This window comes from Alteromonas sp. M12 (genome assembly GCF_037478005.1).
Lineage (GTDB): Bacteria > Pseudomonadota > Gammaproteobacteria > Enterobacterales > Alteromonadaceae > Aliiglaciecola > Aliiglaciecola lipolytica_A.
In genome coordinates, this window is record NZ_CP144164.1 from 1,835,573 (window position 1) to 1,851,932 (window position 16,360).

Genomic DNA, 16,360 nt, shown 5'->3' on the forward strand with positions numbered 1-16,360 from the left:
AGATAAAGTTAACGCTGTATTTTTCCGATTGTAAAAAGGTGTTATGACAAATACTCCGACAGCCATCGAATTCGAAAACGTCACTTTTGGTTATCCCAATCAAACGACTAGATTTAAAATCGACTCGCCAAAGAATGCAATTGATATAAAAAAGTGGCATGTGGACCAAGGACGTTCGGTGTTTATCTCTGGGGAGTCCGGCTCGGGGAAGAGTACGTTATTGAATCTGATCTGTGGCACCTTGGTCCCAACTAGTGGCAAAATATCGATCTTGGGGCAAACTTTTTCTGAATTATCGGAAAGAAAGCGGGACCGTTTCCGCGCGTTGCATATTGGGGTGGTATTTCAACAATTTAACCTCATTCCGTATTTAACGGTGAAGCAAAATATTGAGGTCGCCGCTTATTTTGGCAAGGGCCGAAAGTTTGCTCCAACTTCAAGTATTATAAATCTTTGTAGTCAGTTGAATTTAGCCACTGAATTACTGCAAAAACCCGCCAATCAACTTAGTGTTGGGCAACAACAACGGGTGGCCATTGCTCGAGCTTTGATCAACCAGCCTGAACTGTTAGTTGTCGACGAACCCACCTCCGCCCTAGATACGTCAGCGCGAGATGGTTTCATCAAATTACTATTAGCATGTGCTAAGCAGTATCGGTTTACTTTGCTGTTTGTAAGCCATGATCTTAGTTTAGCAAACTACTTCGATCAGCATTTAAAACTAGCAGAGATTAACCATGCTCAAGAGGTGGTTGAATGATAATTAGTATTGCTGCACGCAGCCTAAAACATCGCTTACCAGCAGTATTACTGACTATGCTATCGATTATTGTTAGCGTGTCTTTATTGCTCAGCGTGGAACATTTAAGAGTGCAGGCGAAAGCCAGTTTTGGTCGCACTATCTCTGGTGTTGATTTAATTGTCGGTGCACCAACGGGACAGTCAAATTTATTGTTATATTCGGTGTTTCGTATTGGCAGCCCAACCAATAGTGTTTCCTGGGATAGTTATCAATCTTTATCGAAACTACCTAGTGTGAAGTGGATTATTCCAGTGGCTTTAGGTGACTCCCATCGAGGGTATAGGGTGTTGGGCACTAATAATCAATATTTTAAGCATTTTCAGTACGGCAATAAACAGCCCTTAGTCATCAATAGCGGAACATCATTTGAGTCAACATTTGATGCTGTCATTGGTTCAGAAGTTGCTCGTAAACTCAATTATAAATTAGGCGATGAAATCGCGATGTCCCATGGCTTAGCTGACGTGAGTTTCAGCAAGCATGTACACTCGCCATTTACTATCACGGGTATACTCGCACCAACAGGTACGCCGGTTGATAGAACTATTCACGTCAGTATGAGTGGCCTGGAAGTTGCGCATATGAGTGAAGCAAAAATAGATGAAATACAGCATAAAATCGAATCAGGACAACCAGTTAATATAGCTGTAGATAGCGTGACAGCAATGTTCATTGGCCTCAATTCGAAGATGCAAATTTTTCAATTGCAACGTTCAATCAATACCTATAAACAAGAACCTATGTTAGCGATCATTCCCGGCGTGGCCTTTGCTGAGTTATGGCAATTAGTCGGTAGTGTCGAAAGTCTCTTGTTGTTTATTTCGGTGCTTATTTTGTTTTCATCGTTACTTGGACTTGCCACTATGTTGCTCACCACTGTGCGCGAACGACGTCAAGAAATGGCTGTGTTGCGGGCGATAGGTGCCCATTCGTGGGTGGTGTTTTTGCTGATCCAAATTGAAGCATTATTACTGAGTTTATGTGCAAGTTTGATTGCATTAGTGGTTGTTTGGGGTGGTTTTCAATATGGCGCGTCCTGGCTAAGCGCCGAGTACGGTCTATTTATTGAAAATACTATTTTAGGCACCCGTTCTCTAGTCATTATTGGGATTGTCTGTGCGGCTACCTTTGTGATTGCAAGTATTCCCGCTTTGAGCGCTTATCGTCAGTCGATTCAACAGGGAATTCAAGGGAAATGAGTGATACAAAAGAACCCGCTCAATTAACTCACTCACAAGCAATGCGCTATAGCCGGCATATCATGTTGTCCGGATTTGACTTGGAAAAACAAGAGTTACTATTATCCAAAAAAGTGCTGTTAATAGGAGTGGGAGGTTTAGGTTGTGCCGCAGCTCAATATATAGTGGCAAGTGGTGTGGCAGGGATTACCTTAGTTGATGATGACATTGTCGATGAATCTAATTTGCAAAGACAGATACTGCATAATGAATCCAATATTGGCGAGAACAAGTGCACATCTGCAAAACGCAAATTAGCGATGTTAAATAGCAGTACAAATATTACTGTAATTGAACGCCGTTTAGATACTTCAGCATTAGATAAGATAATAAAAAATCATCATATTGTAGTGGATTGCTGTGATAATTTAGCGACTCGAAATCAATTGAATTTGGCCTGTTTAAAAGCAAATAAACCGCTAGTTTCAGGTGCGGCTATTCGCATGGAAGGGCAAATATTTAGTATGCAACCGGCCAAACATAGTGCCTGTTACGGATGTTTGAGCAGACATTTTGGAGAGCAGCAATTAAGTTGCAGCGAGGCAGGGGTATTGTCTCCTCTGGTGGGCGTTATTGGTGCCATGCAGGCATTAGAAACACTCAAGATATTAGTCGATTTCGGACAAACATTAAGCAATAAACTGATGTTATTTGACGCAATGTCTATGCAATGGCAAACACTTAATCTAAATAGAAGTGCTAAGTGCCAGACTTGCTCTGTATTTGATTTAAAATAATTAAAATCGTGAACAAACTGAATGCTACCGTTAGCGTTTTAAAAGACCTTTTCACTGTTTGCTGAATAATAGGAGTTAGCATGTCAGTACCAATTTCTTATCAAGGCATTTTTTTCTTAATCACAATGACTTGTGTCTCTGTGTTCGCTCACGCTGCCAAAACAGATAACACCGAGCTTTTTCAACAATTACTGGATGATCATTGGCAACATGAAAATCAGGAAAAAGTGTTTTTTAGAAACGATCCTGATGCGTTTAGAACGAATGGCAAATTACCCGATATGTCTGAAAAAGGACGGCATAGAAGAGAAAAGTTTAACCAAACCTTGATTCAACGTTTAGCCAGAATTGATGTATCGCAATTGTCAGAAAATAATCAGGTAACTTACAAGTTATTTTCTTATGAAAGACAAGCCGAAGCCAAAACCTATCAGCAACTAGATCGCTATTTTCCATTAAATTATTACGCTGGATATCACAGCTATTTTGCCGGCGCACCAGCAAATATGTCGTTTTTAAGCGCTGAAGACTATGATAATTATTTGCTTAGTTTGGCCGACTTTCCTCGTTATAATCAAACGTTTTTAAGTGATTTGTCTGAGGCCGTCAGCAAAGGTTATGTGCATTACTGCGAAACCTTTAAAAACTATGATAAATCTATCAGCAAACATATTGTAAACAATGTTGAAGACAGTGTTTTTTGGGCTCCATTTGCGACTATTCCTGCGCGTATTTCTGCTCAAGATAAACACAAATACCAGCAACAAGCTAAACGCCTGATCATGCAAACTGTCATACCCGAGTACCAAAAGTTCTATGATTTTTTTACTCAACAATACATGCCTAATTGTCGCAAAACTGCGGGTATTAGCAGCGTTGATAACGGTGCTCAATACTATAAATATCTAATCGAGTACTACACCACAACAGATTTAAGCGCTGAAGAAATCCATCAAATTGGCTTAGAAGAAGTGGCCCGGATCAGATCTGAAATGCAAAGCATCATTGCAAAAGTAGGCTTTCAAGGCAGTTTCAGTGAATTTATACATTACTTGCGAACAGACGAGAAATTCTACACTGATACAGCACTGGACATGGTAGAAAAAGCCAGCTACATCACACGTAAGATGGCGGGCCAATTACCGAAGTGGTTTAGTGTGTTACCGCGCACTACATTCGACATTAAATCCAGTCCCAACGGCGGAGCCTATTATGTTTCCTCTGATGGCAGTGGCACTACATCTGGTACATACTTTTTAGATACCAAAGATTTAAAAAGCCAACCTCTTTACACTTTAGAGGCGCTGACATTCCACGAAGCAGAACCCGGTCATCATTTCCAAAGCTCCATTGCACAAGAAATTGATATGGCCAATTTTAGAAAAAAACTTTATCACTCCGCATATGGTGAAGGTTGGGGCTTGTACTCAGAACGTTTAGGCAAGGAGATGGGCTTTTATCAGGATCCAATTAGTGACTTTGGTCGCTTGACGTTCGAAGCGTGGCGCGCATGTCGCTTAGTGGTGGATACCGGTATCCATGCCAAAGGCTGGACTCGCCAGCAAGCTATCGATTATTTGGCAAGAAATACAGCGCTGAGTATGAACGAAGTGATTGGCCAAATTGACCGCTATATTAGTTGGCCAGGACAGGCGTTATCTTACAAAATTGGTGAGCTAAAAATTATGCAGTTGCGGCAATATGCTCAGACCGAATTGGGCGAACAATTCGATGTGCGTAAATTTCATGATCAAATTCTTAAAAACGGCAGTTTACCCCTCGATTTACTAGAAGAGTTGACGAAAGACTGGGTTGCCCAACAGAAAATTTAATGGTTTAAATTAGGATGTTAAATTGAATAATTTGGAACGCTTTAAAATAGCTTATTTAAAGGCAGTAAGCATATTAATGTTGCTCGTATGCACCTTTAATGGGTACGCTCAGGATACTTTGGTAAAACAAATACCACAGGGTTTTGTTACCGGGATTAAGCAAGATCAGAGTATCCAATTCAAAGGCATTCCTTATGCAAAGGCGCCGGTTGATGCGCTGCGTTGGCGACCTCCTGTAGCGCCTGAAAGTTTTGCGGGCCCCCTTGTTGCTGATCAATTTGGGCCAGCTTGTCCGCAACGAAATGGTAATTTAACCCAAAGCGAAAACTGTCTAACCCTGAATATTTTCACCCCAGAACCCCCAACCAATTTGAGTGAAACATCTTTACCTGTTCTGGTCTGGATTCACGGCGGAGGTTATGTTGCCGGTTCGGGGAATATTAAGCCTGATAGTCATAAAAACTGGACCGATAATGGGATTATATTGGTCACCTTTAATTATAGGTTAGGGGCGCTGGGAATATTTGCTCCAGGTGCCTTGGACTTGCCTGATGGAAATAACTTCAGCGTGATGGATATGGTCGCTGCGCTGAAGTGGATTAAAACCAATATTGGTGCATTTGGTGGCGATCCCAATCGAGTTACTATTGCGGGCGGCTCCGCTGGCGGCATGGCGATTCAAATGCTTATGGTCAATCAGGAAAGTCGCGGATTATTCCAAGGCGCTATAGCGCAAAGTGGATACGGCGCTTGGCCACTTCCTAGAGTGTCATCTGTTATTGAACTAGCTGGCAGTCCTGATGCACAAACAATTTCCGATAAAATTGCAATGCGCGCGTTAAATGCAGCGCAAGATAGTATAAATTCAGCGTCACTCTATGCACTGCCGGCTGATAAATTAGTTTCTGCAATTGATGGCTTTCATGTCCCCATTGTCGATGGAAAAACGTTGCCAGAAGAGCCTGCGATAATGTTTATGCAAGGCAAACAACATGATGTTCCCTATATCAGTGGCGGGAATAGTTTTGATGGTAGCGTGTATCCTTATTCTGGCGTCCCAGCAGAGCACTTATTGTCATTGATGGGGAATCAAAAGGCACAGGCGGAAAAATTTTATGGATTAACAACGCCTTCTATTCAAGCGCTGCCTTATCAGCATTTGTTTGGTGATTTGAGGTATGTGATAGCCGCGAAAATCACCTCACAAAGCATGAATCGAATAGGGCAAGCTGGTTATAGATATTTTTTTGATTATGTGAGTGATGCGCAGCAATACCCCAATGGTGCGAATCACGCTGCGGAGACATACTTCTTATTTAGGCCAGACAATGTGCCTGTATTAAACAAAATGCGTCAATACTGGTACAACTTTATAAAATCTCACAACCCGAACGGAGATAATCTGCCTGCATGGCCTAATTTAACGGATAAAAACTCACAATGGTTAAAAATCTCCGATAAGATTTCCGCCACATCACAGGTGCGAGAAGATAAACTCAAGGTTCTTGAAAAAGTATTTCTGCAGCGCACTCGCGGGGTGATTAAGCAATAAACAAAGCACTATTAAACTTGTTCGGTTAAATACAACCCGTGTTCATTGATATATTGAGCGACCTCTTTGGGGACTTGCTTATCAATGTCTTGGTGGTTTATGAGATTGTTACGCACCGCAGTTGAGCGTATAGCTACACGTTCAGGTACTACCAATATTTCCCACTTATCTGAAACTTCTTGGGATTTATAAAACTTGTGCCAATTTATTTGATTATCAGGTCCCATGACGAATGTGAGTTTTGCATCAGGAAAGTATTCTGCTTGCAAGTAGGTTAATAAATCAAAGGTGTAAATTGGGTTGGTACCATCACTTAGTTGATCTTCAACCGGGAATACTTCAATCTTAGGTTCATTAAGTTGTTGTGCGAATAGGTGTAACATTGCCACTCTGTGTTCATAAGAGAGCATTTTTTTTGAGAAAGCATGAGCATATGAGGGAATTAATAATATGCTGTCGAATGTCGGTTGTTGTGAAGCGATGTATTCTACTGCGTCTTGATGCCCTAAAGTGGGAGGGTTAAATGCCGCACCAAAAATCGCTATGTTCATATGTAGGGTTCCAGTAAAAACAATTGTTATGACGAATTAGAGTAAGGGTTAACGCCTTACTATTGAGCCATAACTTTGGCGAAAAGTGTAGTAAAAACCATTAAAAATTATAATCATAAAACTCAAAATGTTGTGTAAATGTATACAGCGTAAATGCGGTATTAAATTTCAGGAAAAAGGTGTTAATGAAATCTAAAATAGCGTCAATTAATGTGGATCCACAAAAAGGTTTTACACCTCTTTGCCCAGATGAACTGCCAGTCAATGAGGGCGATCAAATTGTTCCTGAACTCCTTGCTCAAAATGCATTAGCAGATTTAATAATTGGCTCCAGTGATGCACATTGTGAACAGGCTTTGTTCCGAGTCGACAAAGATGAAGAGCAATTTAAACCGCTTGATCACGCCAATACTGATTGCACTTTCAAAATGCATTGTCGTCCTGGAACCAAAGGATTTGAGCTTTTGGATGGCTTACCAACGGCCACTGAATACGATTTTTTTGTTTGGAAAGGTGTGGCACCAGACTTACATCCGTATGGCGCTTGTTATCATGACCTCGCGGAAAAATTATCAACGGGGATCATTGAATATTTAGTGTTTAATAATGTCGATACTGTGATTGTTGGTGGCTTAGCGACAGATTATTGTGTCGCCACCACGGCCTTACAATTGCAAGCTTCCCAGCGTTTTGATGTTGTCCTCAATTTAGCTGCGTGTCGTGGTATTACTCCGCAAGGGGTCACTGAGAAAATAGAGTTAATGCAAAGCCAAGGGATCACTATTTTGCAAAATAGTCATGAGCTAAAAAAATGGTTAGCTAATCGGAGTGCTGGTTAGTGAACTTTTCGAAAGCGTCAGTTAAGCGCAATTCTTTATTTCGGAAAAACCTCAATTTTTCCCTCTTAGATAATGACTATTATAAAATGAATATGTGGCAGTGCTTTATGCATCAATATCCCTATATTGAAGAAGCCGAATATCGTTTTTTTATGCGCAGTGATGTGGACTTGAGACCTTACAAAGCTGAAATCCAGCAAGAGTTGCAAAAACTGGACGGCCTTAAATTTACAGATGATCAAATTCGCTGGTTGGAAAAGACACCTTGGTATACCAAAGATTTCATAGAATGGGCGCGAATGTGGTCCTTTCAGAGTCGATTTTTGTACATTACCGAAGAAAATGAGCAATTGTCGATAAGTGCCCGTGGCCCACTAATGCATATTCATAATTTTGAAATGCCAGTTTTATCGACGGTCGCTGAAGTGTATAACCGCCGTAATTATCCGAATAAGTCATATCAAGATGTGCGAAAACCTTTATTTAAAAAAATTGATTGGTTAAAAGAGCAACACCAGAAACATGACCTCAGCGGCTTAACCTTAGCTGATTTTGGGACTCGCCGTAGATTTAGCTATGAAACTCAATTAACCGTAGTTGATATGCTAAACAAGCAATTGCCTGAATTTTTTATTGGCACTTCTAACATGCACATTGCTAAAGAGTTAGGGGTTAATCCCATAGGTACTATGGCACATGAAATATTTATGCTATCGCAACAGGTAGGCGTGCAATTAGCACACTCCCAAAAGCATACGTTAGAATGCTGGGTGAAAGAGTTTCGCGGACAACTAGGTTACGCCCTAACTGATATTATTGGTATGGACGCATTTGTCCGAGATTTTGATTTGTATTTTGCAAAGTTGTTCGAGGGATTGCGACAAGACTCAGGCTGTCCTTTTGAATTCGGTGAAAAAGCGATAAAAATGTATTCAGATCTGAAACTCGATCCGAAAACAAAAACGGTAATTTTCAGTGATGCCCTGAACTTTGAAAAAATGGTCGAGCTATTTCTGCATTTTCGCGGACGCATTCGCACATCTTTTGGTATAGGGACCTTTTTATCAAATGATGTGGACGGGGTTGAACCTCTAAATATGGTGATGAAGCTGGTTAAAGTAAATGGTAAACCTGTCGCAAAAATATCTGACACCGCAGGCAAAAACTTGTGTGATGATGAGAATTTTGTGCGCTATCTAAAAGACGTTTATAACGTTACTTGGGCTTAAAAAAACATTTATGTGAAAAAAAGCCTGAACTCACGGTATTCAGGCTTTTTTTGTTATTGTGGTTAATCTGTAGGATATTGTTGGCTAATCCGATAAATCAACAACGCCGCCTTGTGCATATTCTTCGCGAAGCTCGTCATATCAGCAATCTCGCCTTTTGTATGACCGCCGGTTCCCATTAAACCTAAACCATCAAGGGCCATGTCTACGTGCTCTGCGGCGAATGAAATATCAGCGGCCCCTGCGTTACGCGGGTTGACGGCTGCCACTTTACCGTAACCGAGGGATTCACTGATATCACTATACCATTGCAACAATTGATAATTCTGCTGAGTTGGAGCCATAGGTGGATAGCCTTCACCAATCACTAGCGTGGCGCTGGTATGCAGTAAGTTTTGTTTTACAATCTTATGCATAGTGGTTTTTGCGGTATTCAACTCATCTTGAGTCAATGCTCTTATTCCACCTTTTACTATTAGATGCTGAGCTACTACGTTATTTTTACCAAATGTTGTGCCACTGGCAGTTTCATCTTCGAAGTTTACTTCGGTACCGCCTAAGATAACCCCTGGATTGAAGGTTAAATCACCAAGGTTGGCTAACTCCTGACGAAATGTATCTAGGATACGAGCACCTTCAAAAATAGCGCCAAAGCCCACCTTTTGGCTAAATATTTGCGAGGAATGGGCTGGCCGTCCGGTTACATCTAGTTGCCAATCAACCGAACCTCTACGGGCAACCACTGCGGTTTCTATATTGCCATCACCATCTTCGAACCCAAGAGCGATATCTGCCCATTTAGCAGCGTTGATAATTGCCGCTTTTGAGGCGGATAAGGGTTTACCGCTGCGTTCTTCGTCGCCAGTCATGACAATCTGAATACTTACATCATCAAGCAGTCCTAGGTGTTTAAGGGCGCGCATCACTTCAATAATAATAACGTCTCCGCCTTTCATATCTGTGACACCAGGGCCTGAAGCTTTATTGTCAGTTAAAGCTTGGTAGGTTTGAAATGCATCTGTCTTAGCAAATACCGTATCTAGGTGACCGATCATTAGAATTTTCGGACCTTTTGTTCCATAGCGTGCAATCAAATGTCCAGCTCGTCCAAATTCAGCACCGTCTTGCCACTGGGTTTCAAATCCGAGTTGTTCTAATTCATTTTTAAATAACATTCCAACTTTTTTAACACCGCTAAAGTTCATGGTGCCGCTATTGATGTTAACCGACTCAATTAACAGGGCTTGCGCTTGTGGAAGTTGTTGATTTAATGTGTCAACGATTTTAGATTCGATTTGTGGCTGAGTCTGGGCCGCGTTTATCGCCAATGAAATTAGCATTAAAGAACAGATAAAAGAGATTCGAAACTTCATAATAATCCATAGGGTTTGATTTATTTAACAGGATAAAATTTGCGTCTTATAAAGTCTAGTTATAAGAAAAAAGAGTAAATCCGTTTATTTTTACTATCTGATTAAGTATCGAGCTATAAATATTCCCCATATTCCTGTAAATTACGCGCACTTTTTGTCATCATGTAACGTCAATGCCACTTATCATCCGCTGTGGATTGACCACCAAATTCAACGAGGAATCATATGAAAACACTTTCTGACATAGCCGTAGTAGGCTTAGCCGTAATGGGCGAAAACCTAATTTTAAATATGGCCAGTAAAGGGTTTACGGTCACGGCTTATAACCGCTCGTATAGCAAAGTGGAAAATTTTCTCGCGACCCGAGCGAAAGATAAAACGATTCGTGGTGCCGACTCTATTGAGTCACTAGTTGCATCATTGAGTTCGCCTCGCAAGATTATGCTAATGGTTAAATCTGGTCAGCCAGTAGATGATTTTATACAACAGCTCATTCCACATTTGGATAAAGGTGACATTATCATTGATGGTGGAAACAGCCAGTTTGAAGATTCTAATCGTCGTACCGCTATGTTAACGGACAAAGGTTTGTTGTATGTAGGGACGGGCGTGTCAGGTGGAGAAGAAGGCGCGTTGCTTGGTCCTTCAATTATGCCCGGTGGAAATCCTGAAGCATGGCCTCATGTGAAACCTATTTTTCAAGCTATTTCAGCGAAAGTTAAAGACGAAAATGGCGAGCTATCAATTCCATGTTGTGATTGGGTTGGTGAAGGTGGAGCGGGTCACTTTGTAAAAATGGTACATAACGGCATTGAATATGGTGATATGCAAATCATTTGCGAGGGCTTCATTTTAATGCAAGATTTGTTGGGAATGAGTACCGACGAAATGCAAGCTGTCTTTAAACAGTGGAATGAAACTGAATTATCAAGTTACCTGACAGAAATCACCGCTGATATTTTAGGTTACAAAGAAAATGGTGAAGCGCTGGTTAATAGTATTTTGGATACCGCAGGGCAAAAGGGAACGGGTAAATGGACCGGTATTACGGCCTTGCACTTAGGTGTTCCTCTAACCCTAATAGGTGAAGCTGTTTTTGCTCGTTGTCTCTCTGCAATAAAAGATCAACGAGTACAGGCTGCTAAGACCATATCTGGACCAAAAGCAGAATTTACCGGCGATAAGGTGGCTTTCCTTGAAAGCTTACGCCAAGCATTGCTTGCTTCAAAAATAGTCTCTTATGCACAAGGGTTTGCGGTACTGCAAGAGGCAGCCAAAGAATATAAATGGAATCTCGATTATGGCAGTATTGCGATGATGTGGCGTGAAGGATGTATTATTCGTTCAGTATTTTTGGATAACATTAAAGCCGCTTACGATAATAACCCTAATTTGGATAATTTATTGCTAGATGATTATTTCAATCAAGTGGTTGCCAAGGCTCAACAAGGCTGGCGTGAAGTGGTTGCAACTTCAGCAATGCAAGGTGTGGCAGTGCCTTGTTTGTCGTCTGCACTGAGCTATTTTGACGGATATCGTACGGAAAACTTACCTGCTAATCTGTTGCAGGCCCAACGCGACTATTTCGGTGCGCACACTTATGAGCGTAAAGATAAACCTCGCGGAGAATTTTTCCATACAAATTGGACTGGTAGAGGCGGTGATACTGCTTCCACTACTTACGATGTATAATTGGTAATATCGCGACAAAAGGCTGCATATTGCAGCCTTTTTTGCAGGCGTATATTAATTTTCCGGCCATCTTAACGATTGCTGTATTAACGGCACAAAATGCCTCGCTAACTGAGTGTGTTGGGCTAGGGTTGGGTGAGGATCAAAATTGTCTCCTTTACAATTAATACAGGCTAAATAATCCAGTTGTGGCTCCTTTAGCTCATCCACAAGATCTTTTAAAGATTGGATTAAGATTCGTTTTTTGACTTCATTTTCAGAGGTGTCGCATAACATGGGTCCTTCTGAAATCATGATTTGAACATCAGGATATAAATTCAATAAGTGTTTTACACCAAGGGCATAAGTTCGTTTAAAAATACTCAGGTCAGGCGTATTGGTATAAAAATCATTTGTCCCCAAACAAATGAAAATGCCGTCTGGTATGTAGGCATCAACTGGCCACTTTTGGGTATAGGGAGGCACGGGTATTGTCAGTGGAAAAATCTCTGGTAATTGGGCTTCACTCGCTAGCATGTTTGAACCTTGGATTAGTCCTCGGCCACCAAACCCAATAAGATGCACTTGAGCTTTGAGTAAACGTCCTAATTGCATACCAAAAGATTGATAAGCATTGGCCAATTGAGGTCCTTTTTTCGCATTAGGATGTCGCTCCATTAATGCGCCTGTCACAATAGAATCACCTATGAATATCAACTTTCTATCAGGAAGTTGGGGCGGTTCAATAAGTTCACCATCTTGTATGAGTAATGAGATTAAATTAATAACACCGTGCCAAGACTCCCCCCGATTAAGTAATTCAATTTTGACATTTTGTTTATGTTTTGCCGAAAATATGCGGAACGTTTTAGGTGTTTTCGCAATAACAAGCTGTTTGCTAAGGGTGTTATTGATGATCACATCTATTCTGCCTTTACCAACGCTACATTTAGCGACTAATTCGACATTTTTAGCCTGCACATTGAATGAAATGCTTACACCTGGATAACTAAACGCGATTCCTTCATCTAACCTCAGGATTCTACCCATAACTGTTATTTTTGCGTTATTACAATCGATGATATTTTTCATTTGCAGACTAAATTCAGTTAGTTATGCGATATTTGACACTAATTATAAGGTAGATGGTATGACGAATTACACAGTAAAGAGTAAACTATCACTGAATTGTTTTGTTGGGTTACACAATCAGTAACACTCTCTAGTTGGAATTCAATAGATTCCATCCAGAACTGGGTTACTTTCCCGATTGTGACTTGTGAAACGCTTCTCCCCAATTTTCCAGAAAATCTGGACATTTTATGCCCCGCTTTTTGCGGGGCTTTTTTTATTTCTGGCTTATCAATCTGGAACTTGCTGATATTTTAATCAAATTTCGGCGAGCTGAATTTTTCGTTTTAACTTTTTCGGTAATTTTTTTTCGATTTTTACAAAACAAAATTTCGATTATAAATTTCAAATTTATCTTGAAAATTAAGATTTCAAATGTGAAAAATCAATATAAAACAACTAGTTAAATCTATGCAAACGATTGTTATTGATGTTTGGGTATATAAATTGCCCCGATTAAGTGTTGGTTTGTAATAAGTAACTTACTATTTTGTAACGTTTTTTTAGCAAAATAGGTTGATAAATTAGGCATACCCAACTATAAATAAAACTGTGATTAGGCTATAAAAATTCTTATACATCAAAAAATAGCTTATCCAACATGACGATTTCAGTATCGGTGCGCCAATAAGGACTTAACTGAATCGCATGATTACGTCGAACAATGGACGGAAAAACCAAACATTTAATTATGGGAACAACACATGAAGAATAACTTTTCTAAACTCTCTATGGGGATCAAAATGGGATTGTCAGCAACAGCTGCATTGTCTTTGACAATGACCGCACCGCTGATGGCTCAAGAGTCCACAGACAAAAATGCAAACGTTGAAAAAATAGCGGTAGTTGGTAGCCGCGCGGCACCACGTTCTGTTGGTGATTCTCCAGTACCAATTGATATTATTGGTTCTGATGAGCTAACAAAAGCGGGTAATACCGATATGTTAGAAATACTTAAAGGTACAGTGCCTTCACTTAACGTGCATACTAACCCTATCAGCGATGCGGCATCTTTAGTACGTCCTGCGAATTTAAGAGGCTTGTCTGCAGATAGCACCTTAGTTTTGTTAAATGGTAAGCGTCGTCACCGTTCTTCGGTAATTGCTTTCTTAGGTGGTGGGATTAACGATGGGGCTCAAGGTCCAGATATTTCGGTTATTCCAAGTATTGCGTTAAAACAGGTCGAAGTGTTAAGAGATGGTGCTGCGGCACAATATGGTTCTGATGCAATTGCCGGTGTAATGAACTTTGTGCTCAAAGATGATTCAGAAGGTGGTTCATTGGTTGTTCGCCACGGTGAATATTATGAAGGTGATGGCACTACAACAGAAATTTCTGGTAACGTAGGTATGCCATTTACTGATGATGGCTTTGCAAATTTGAGCTTTCAATACAAAAACTCTGATGCTACGAGTCGCAGTGTACAACGCCCAGATGCCGCAGCGTTTGCTGATGCTGGTTTGACCGTTGAAGATCCTGCACAAATATGGGGTTCGCCTGAAATAAATGATGATATTACTATCTTTGGTAATGTTGGCTTAGATTTAGGTAATGACAAAGAATTTTACATGTTTGGTAACTATTCCGAACGAGACGTGAGAGGGGGTTTTTACTATCGTAACCCCACAACTCGTCCTGGCGTTTATGGCGGCATAGTACGTAACTTAGATGGCACGCCTTCTTATCGCCCTGGCGATGATGACCCTACCGGTCAAGCTGCTTGGGATGCTGCACCAGCGACTGTTTTAGTCGGTTCTTTAGATGGTCTAGAACAACAATTAAATTGCCCAGTGGTTGAATTAGGTGATAACGGTTTACCTGATCAAGGTGCGTTAGATTCTCTTACTGCAGCGAATTGTTTCTCGTTTAATCAAATGTTTCCGGCAGGATTTACGCCAAACTTCGGTGGAAATATTACCGATACTTCATTAACTATTGGTACTAAAGGCGAATTTAAAGAAGGTTTCGCTGAAGGTGTTTTATATGATGTGAGTGGTGCGGTTGGTCGAAATGAATCGCAGTTTTTCATTTATAACACCTTAAACGCCTCTCTTGGTCCTGATACTCCCCGTGACTTCTCTCCAGGTAAATATATTCAGCTAGAAAAAACATTCAATTTGGATTTGGTCAAATTGATTGATGCAGACTTATATAGCGAGATTAACCTTGCCGGTGGTCTTGAATGGCGAGAAGAGTCATTTGAAGTGGTTGCGGGTGACGAAGCGTCTTTTGTTGCTGGTGATCTTTTCTCTCAAGGCTTCAGTGTTGGCTCCAATGGTTTCCCTGGATTTAAACCTTCTGATCAAGGGGTTTCAACTCGACGCAGTGCAGCTTTATACGTAGATGCTGAAGTACCTTTCACAGAAGCGTTCTTGATGGGCTATGCGTTACGCTACGAAGATTATGATACCTTTGGTTCGACTACCAATTATAAGATCTCAGCGCAACTGCATGCAACCGATGACCTTTCATTCCGTGGTTCTGTAAGCACAGGTTTCCGTGCTCCTACAGTGGGTCAGGCGAACGTTAGTAACGTTCAAACCAACCTCGACAGTGGTGTACTAGTTGATTCAGCTTTGTTGCCACCAACGAATCCAATTTCTGTGCAACTTGGTGGTACTGAGCTAGAGCCAGAAGAATCACAAAGTTTCACCTTTGGTATGATTTATCAGGTTGGTAGCGTTTTCTTGACTGTTGACTACTACAATATTCAAGTTGAGGATCGTATTAGCCAATCAGATAAAATCAATCTTTCTGATGAAGATAAAGCCGTACTCAAAGATGCTGGTGTACAAAATGTCGATGGTTTGGCGCAAGTTAGCTTCTTTACCAATGACTTTGATACAACCACTCAAGGTATAGATGTTGTAGCGAATTACACTACCAGTCTTTTTGATGGAAATACCACGTTTGCTTTAGCCTATAACTGGAATGACACTGAAGTTGATAGATATTCTGACATTACTGGTGAGTTTAAAGTTAAGCGTATTGAAGAAGACTTACCAAACCACAGAGCAACTCTTACCTGGTCTCAAGGGTGGGATAGCTTCAGCATGTTTACACGTTTGAATTACTATGGTGAATATCAAGGTGTGCATGTAGATTATGATGCAACGGCAATTACTGCTGATTCAGCCGTTACGGTTGATTTTGAAGCGAGTTATTTCGTGAATGATGCAATTACTCTATCTGCTGGTGCGCAAAACTTGTTTGATCAGGATGCTGAAAAAATCAATATTCCTGCTGACCAAGGCATTGCGAATAACACATGGGGTGGCGTTTATTACGAAACTTCTCCTATGGGATTCAATGGTGGTTTTTATTACTTAAAAGCAACCTACAACTTCTAATCTAAGCGGAAGTATGAAAGCCTTGTCAGTAGACAAGGCTTTTTTTTTGAGAAGT

At 40.8% G+C, this 16,360-nt stretch carries 12 protein-coding genes; 9 read left to right on the forward strand and 3 right to left on the reverse strand.

The window, feature by feature from the left end; all coding sequences use genetic code 11:
• The first annotated feature begins 43 nt into the window (after positions 1-43).
• The 5 genes from VUI23_RS07885 to VUI23_RS07905 all read left to right on the forward strand — a co-directional run bounded on the left by VUI23_RS07885 (position 44) and on the right by VUI23_RS07905 (position 6,161).
• Complete coding sequence (locus VUI23_RS07885) at positions 44-760, forward strand: ABC transporter ATP-binding protein (RefSeq protein ID WP_342807674.1); 717 nt, start codon at positions 44-46, stop codon at positions 758-760.
• Positions 757-2,001, forward strand: coding sequence for an ABC transporter permease (locus tag VUI23_RS07890; RefSeq protein WP_342807676.1), 1,245 nt, complete (start codon positions 757-759; stop codon positions 1,999-2,001). Before VUI23_RS07885 ends, VUI23_RS07890 begins: the two co-directional genes overlap by 4 nt.
• Positions 1,998-2,777, forward strand: coding sequence for a molybdopterin-synthase adenylyltransferase MoeB (gene moeB / locus VUI23_RS07895; protein WP_342807678.1), 780 nt, complete (start codon positions 1,998-2,000; stop codon positions 2,775-2,777). Before VUI23_RS07890 ends, moeB begins: the two co-directional genes overlap by 4 nt.
• 80 nt (positions 2,778-2,857) lie before the next feature.
• The gene (locus VUI23_RS07900) at positions 2,858-4,609 is read left to right on the forward strand and encodes a DUF885 domain-containing protein (protein WP_342807680.1); all 1,752 of its coding nucleotides are present in this window, start codon (positions 2,858-2,860) and stop codon (positions 4,607-4,609) included.
• A gap of 22 nt (positions 4,610-4,631) precedes the next feature.
• The gene (locus tag VUI23_RS07905; RefSeq protein ID WP_342807682.1) at positions 4,632-6,161 is read left to right on the forward strand and encodes a carboxylesterase family protein; all 1,530 of its coding nucleotides are present in this window, start codon (positions 4,632-4,634) and stop codon (positions 6,159-6,161) included.
• 11 nt (positions 6,162-6,172) lie between these two features.
• Here VUI23_RS07905 and VUI23_RS07910 read toward each other — a convergent pair whose 3' ends face one another.
• Positions 6,173-6,712 carry a nicotinate-nicotinamide nucleotide adenylyltransferase gene (locus VUI23_RS07910; RefSeq protein WP_303499698.1) on the reverse strand — a complete coding sequence of 180 codons (540 nt, stop codon included), beginning with the start codon at positions 6,710-6,712 and terminating at the stop codon, positions 6,173-6,175.
• A 185-nt stretch (positions 6,713-6,897) separates the two neighbouring features.
• Here VUI23_RS07910 and VUI23_RS07915 point away from each other — a divergent pair, with 185 nt between their 5' ends.
• A complete protein-coding gene (locus VUI23_RS07915) occupies positions 6,898-7,551 on the forward strand; it encodes an isochorismatase family protein (protein ID WP_216049504.1) in 654 nt (217 codons plus the stop codon).
• Positions 7,551-8,780, forward strand: coding sequence for a nicotinate phosphoribosyltransferase (pncB, locus tag VUI23_RS07920; protein ID WP_342807684.1), 1,230 nt, complete (start codon positions 7,551-7,553; stop codon positions 8,778-8,780). The genes VUI23_RS07915 and pncB overlap by 1 nt, the downstream gene beginning before the upstream one ends.
• A 62-nt stretch (positions 8,781-8,842) precedes the next feature.
• Here pncB and VUI23_RS07925 read toward each other — a convergent pair whose 3' ends face one another.
• The gene (locus VUI23_RS07925; protein ID WP_342807686.1) at positions 8,843-10,153 is read right to left on the reverse strand and encodes a M20/M25/M40 family metallo-hydrolase; all 1,311 of its coding nucleotides are present in this window, start codon (positions 10,151-10,153) and stop codon (positions 8,843-8,845) included.
• A gap of 225 nt (positions 10,154-10,378) precedes the next feature.
• On the opposite strand from VUI23_RS07925, the gene gnd reads away from it, so the two are divergent.
• Positions 10,379-11,845 carry a decarboxylating NADP(+)-dependent phosphogluconate dehydrogenase gene (gene gnd, locus VUI23_RS07930; protein WP_303499695.1) on the forward strand — a complete coding sequence of 489 codons (1,467 nt, stop codon included), beginning with the start codon at positions 10,379-10,381 and terminating at the stop codon, positions 11,843-11,845.
• Positions 11,846-11,899: 54 nt separating this feature from the next.
• Here gnd and VUI23_RS07935 read toward each other — a convergent pair whose 3' ends face one another.
• On the reverse strand, positions 11,900-12,916 hold the full coding sequence (locus tag VUI23_RS07935; protein ID WP_342807688.1) for a GDSL-type esterase/lipase family protein: 1,017 nt from the start codon (positions 12,914-12,916) through the stop codon (positions 11,900-11,902).
• Positions 12,917-13,659: 743 nt separating this feature from the next.
• Between VUI23_RS07935 and VUI23_RS07940 the strand changes: the two genes are divergently transcribed.
• On the forward strand, positions 13,660-16,305 hold the full coding sequence (locus tag VUI23_RS07940; protein ID WP_342807690.1) for a TonB-dependent receptor: 2,646 nt from the start codon (positions 13,660-13,662) through the stop codon (positions 16,303-16,305).
• Positions 16,306-16,360 lie beyond the last annotated feature (55 nt).

Coding starts and splice junctions, on each gene's coding strand:
- VUI23_RS07885 (WP_342807674.1), top strand. CDS start 44: ATGACAAATACTCCGACAGCCATCGAATTCGAAAACGTCACTTTTGGT.
- VUI23_RS07890 (WP_342807676.1), top strand. CDS start 757: ATGATAATTAGTATTGCTGCACGCAGCCTAAAACATCGCTTACCAGCA.
- moeB (WP_342807678.1), top strand. CDS start 1,998: ATGAGTGATACAAAAGAACCCGCTCAATTAACTCACTCACAAGCAATG.
- VUI23_RS07900 (WP_342807680.1), top strand. CDS start 2,858: ATGTCAGTACCAATTTCTTATCAAGGCATTTTTTTCTTAATCACAATG.
- VUI23_RS07910 (WP_303499698.1), bottom strand. CDS start 6,712: ATGAACATAGCGATTTTTGGTGCGGCATTTAACCCTCCCACTTTAGGG.
- VUI23_RS07915 (WP_216049504.1), top strand. CDS start 6,898: ATGAAATCTAAAATAGCGTCAATTAATGTGGATCCACAAAAAGGTTTT.
- VUI23_RS07925 (WP_342807686.1), bottom strand. CDS start 10,153: ATGAAGTTTCGAATCTCTTTTATCTGTTCTTTAATGCTAATTTCATTG.
- gnd (WP_303499695.1), top strand. CDS start 10,379: ATGAAAACACTTTCTGACATAGCCGTAGTAGGCTTAGCCGTAATGGGC.
- VUI23_RS07935 (WP_342807688.1), bottom strand. CDS start 12,916: ATGAAAAATATCATCGATTGTAATAACGCAAAAATAACAGTTATGGGT.
- VUI23_RS07940 (WP_342807690.1), top strand. CDS start 13,660: ATGAAGAATAACTTTTCTAAACTCTCTATGGGGATCAAAATGGGATTG.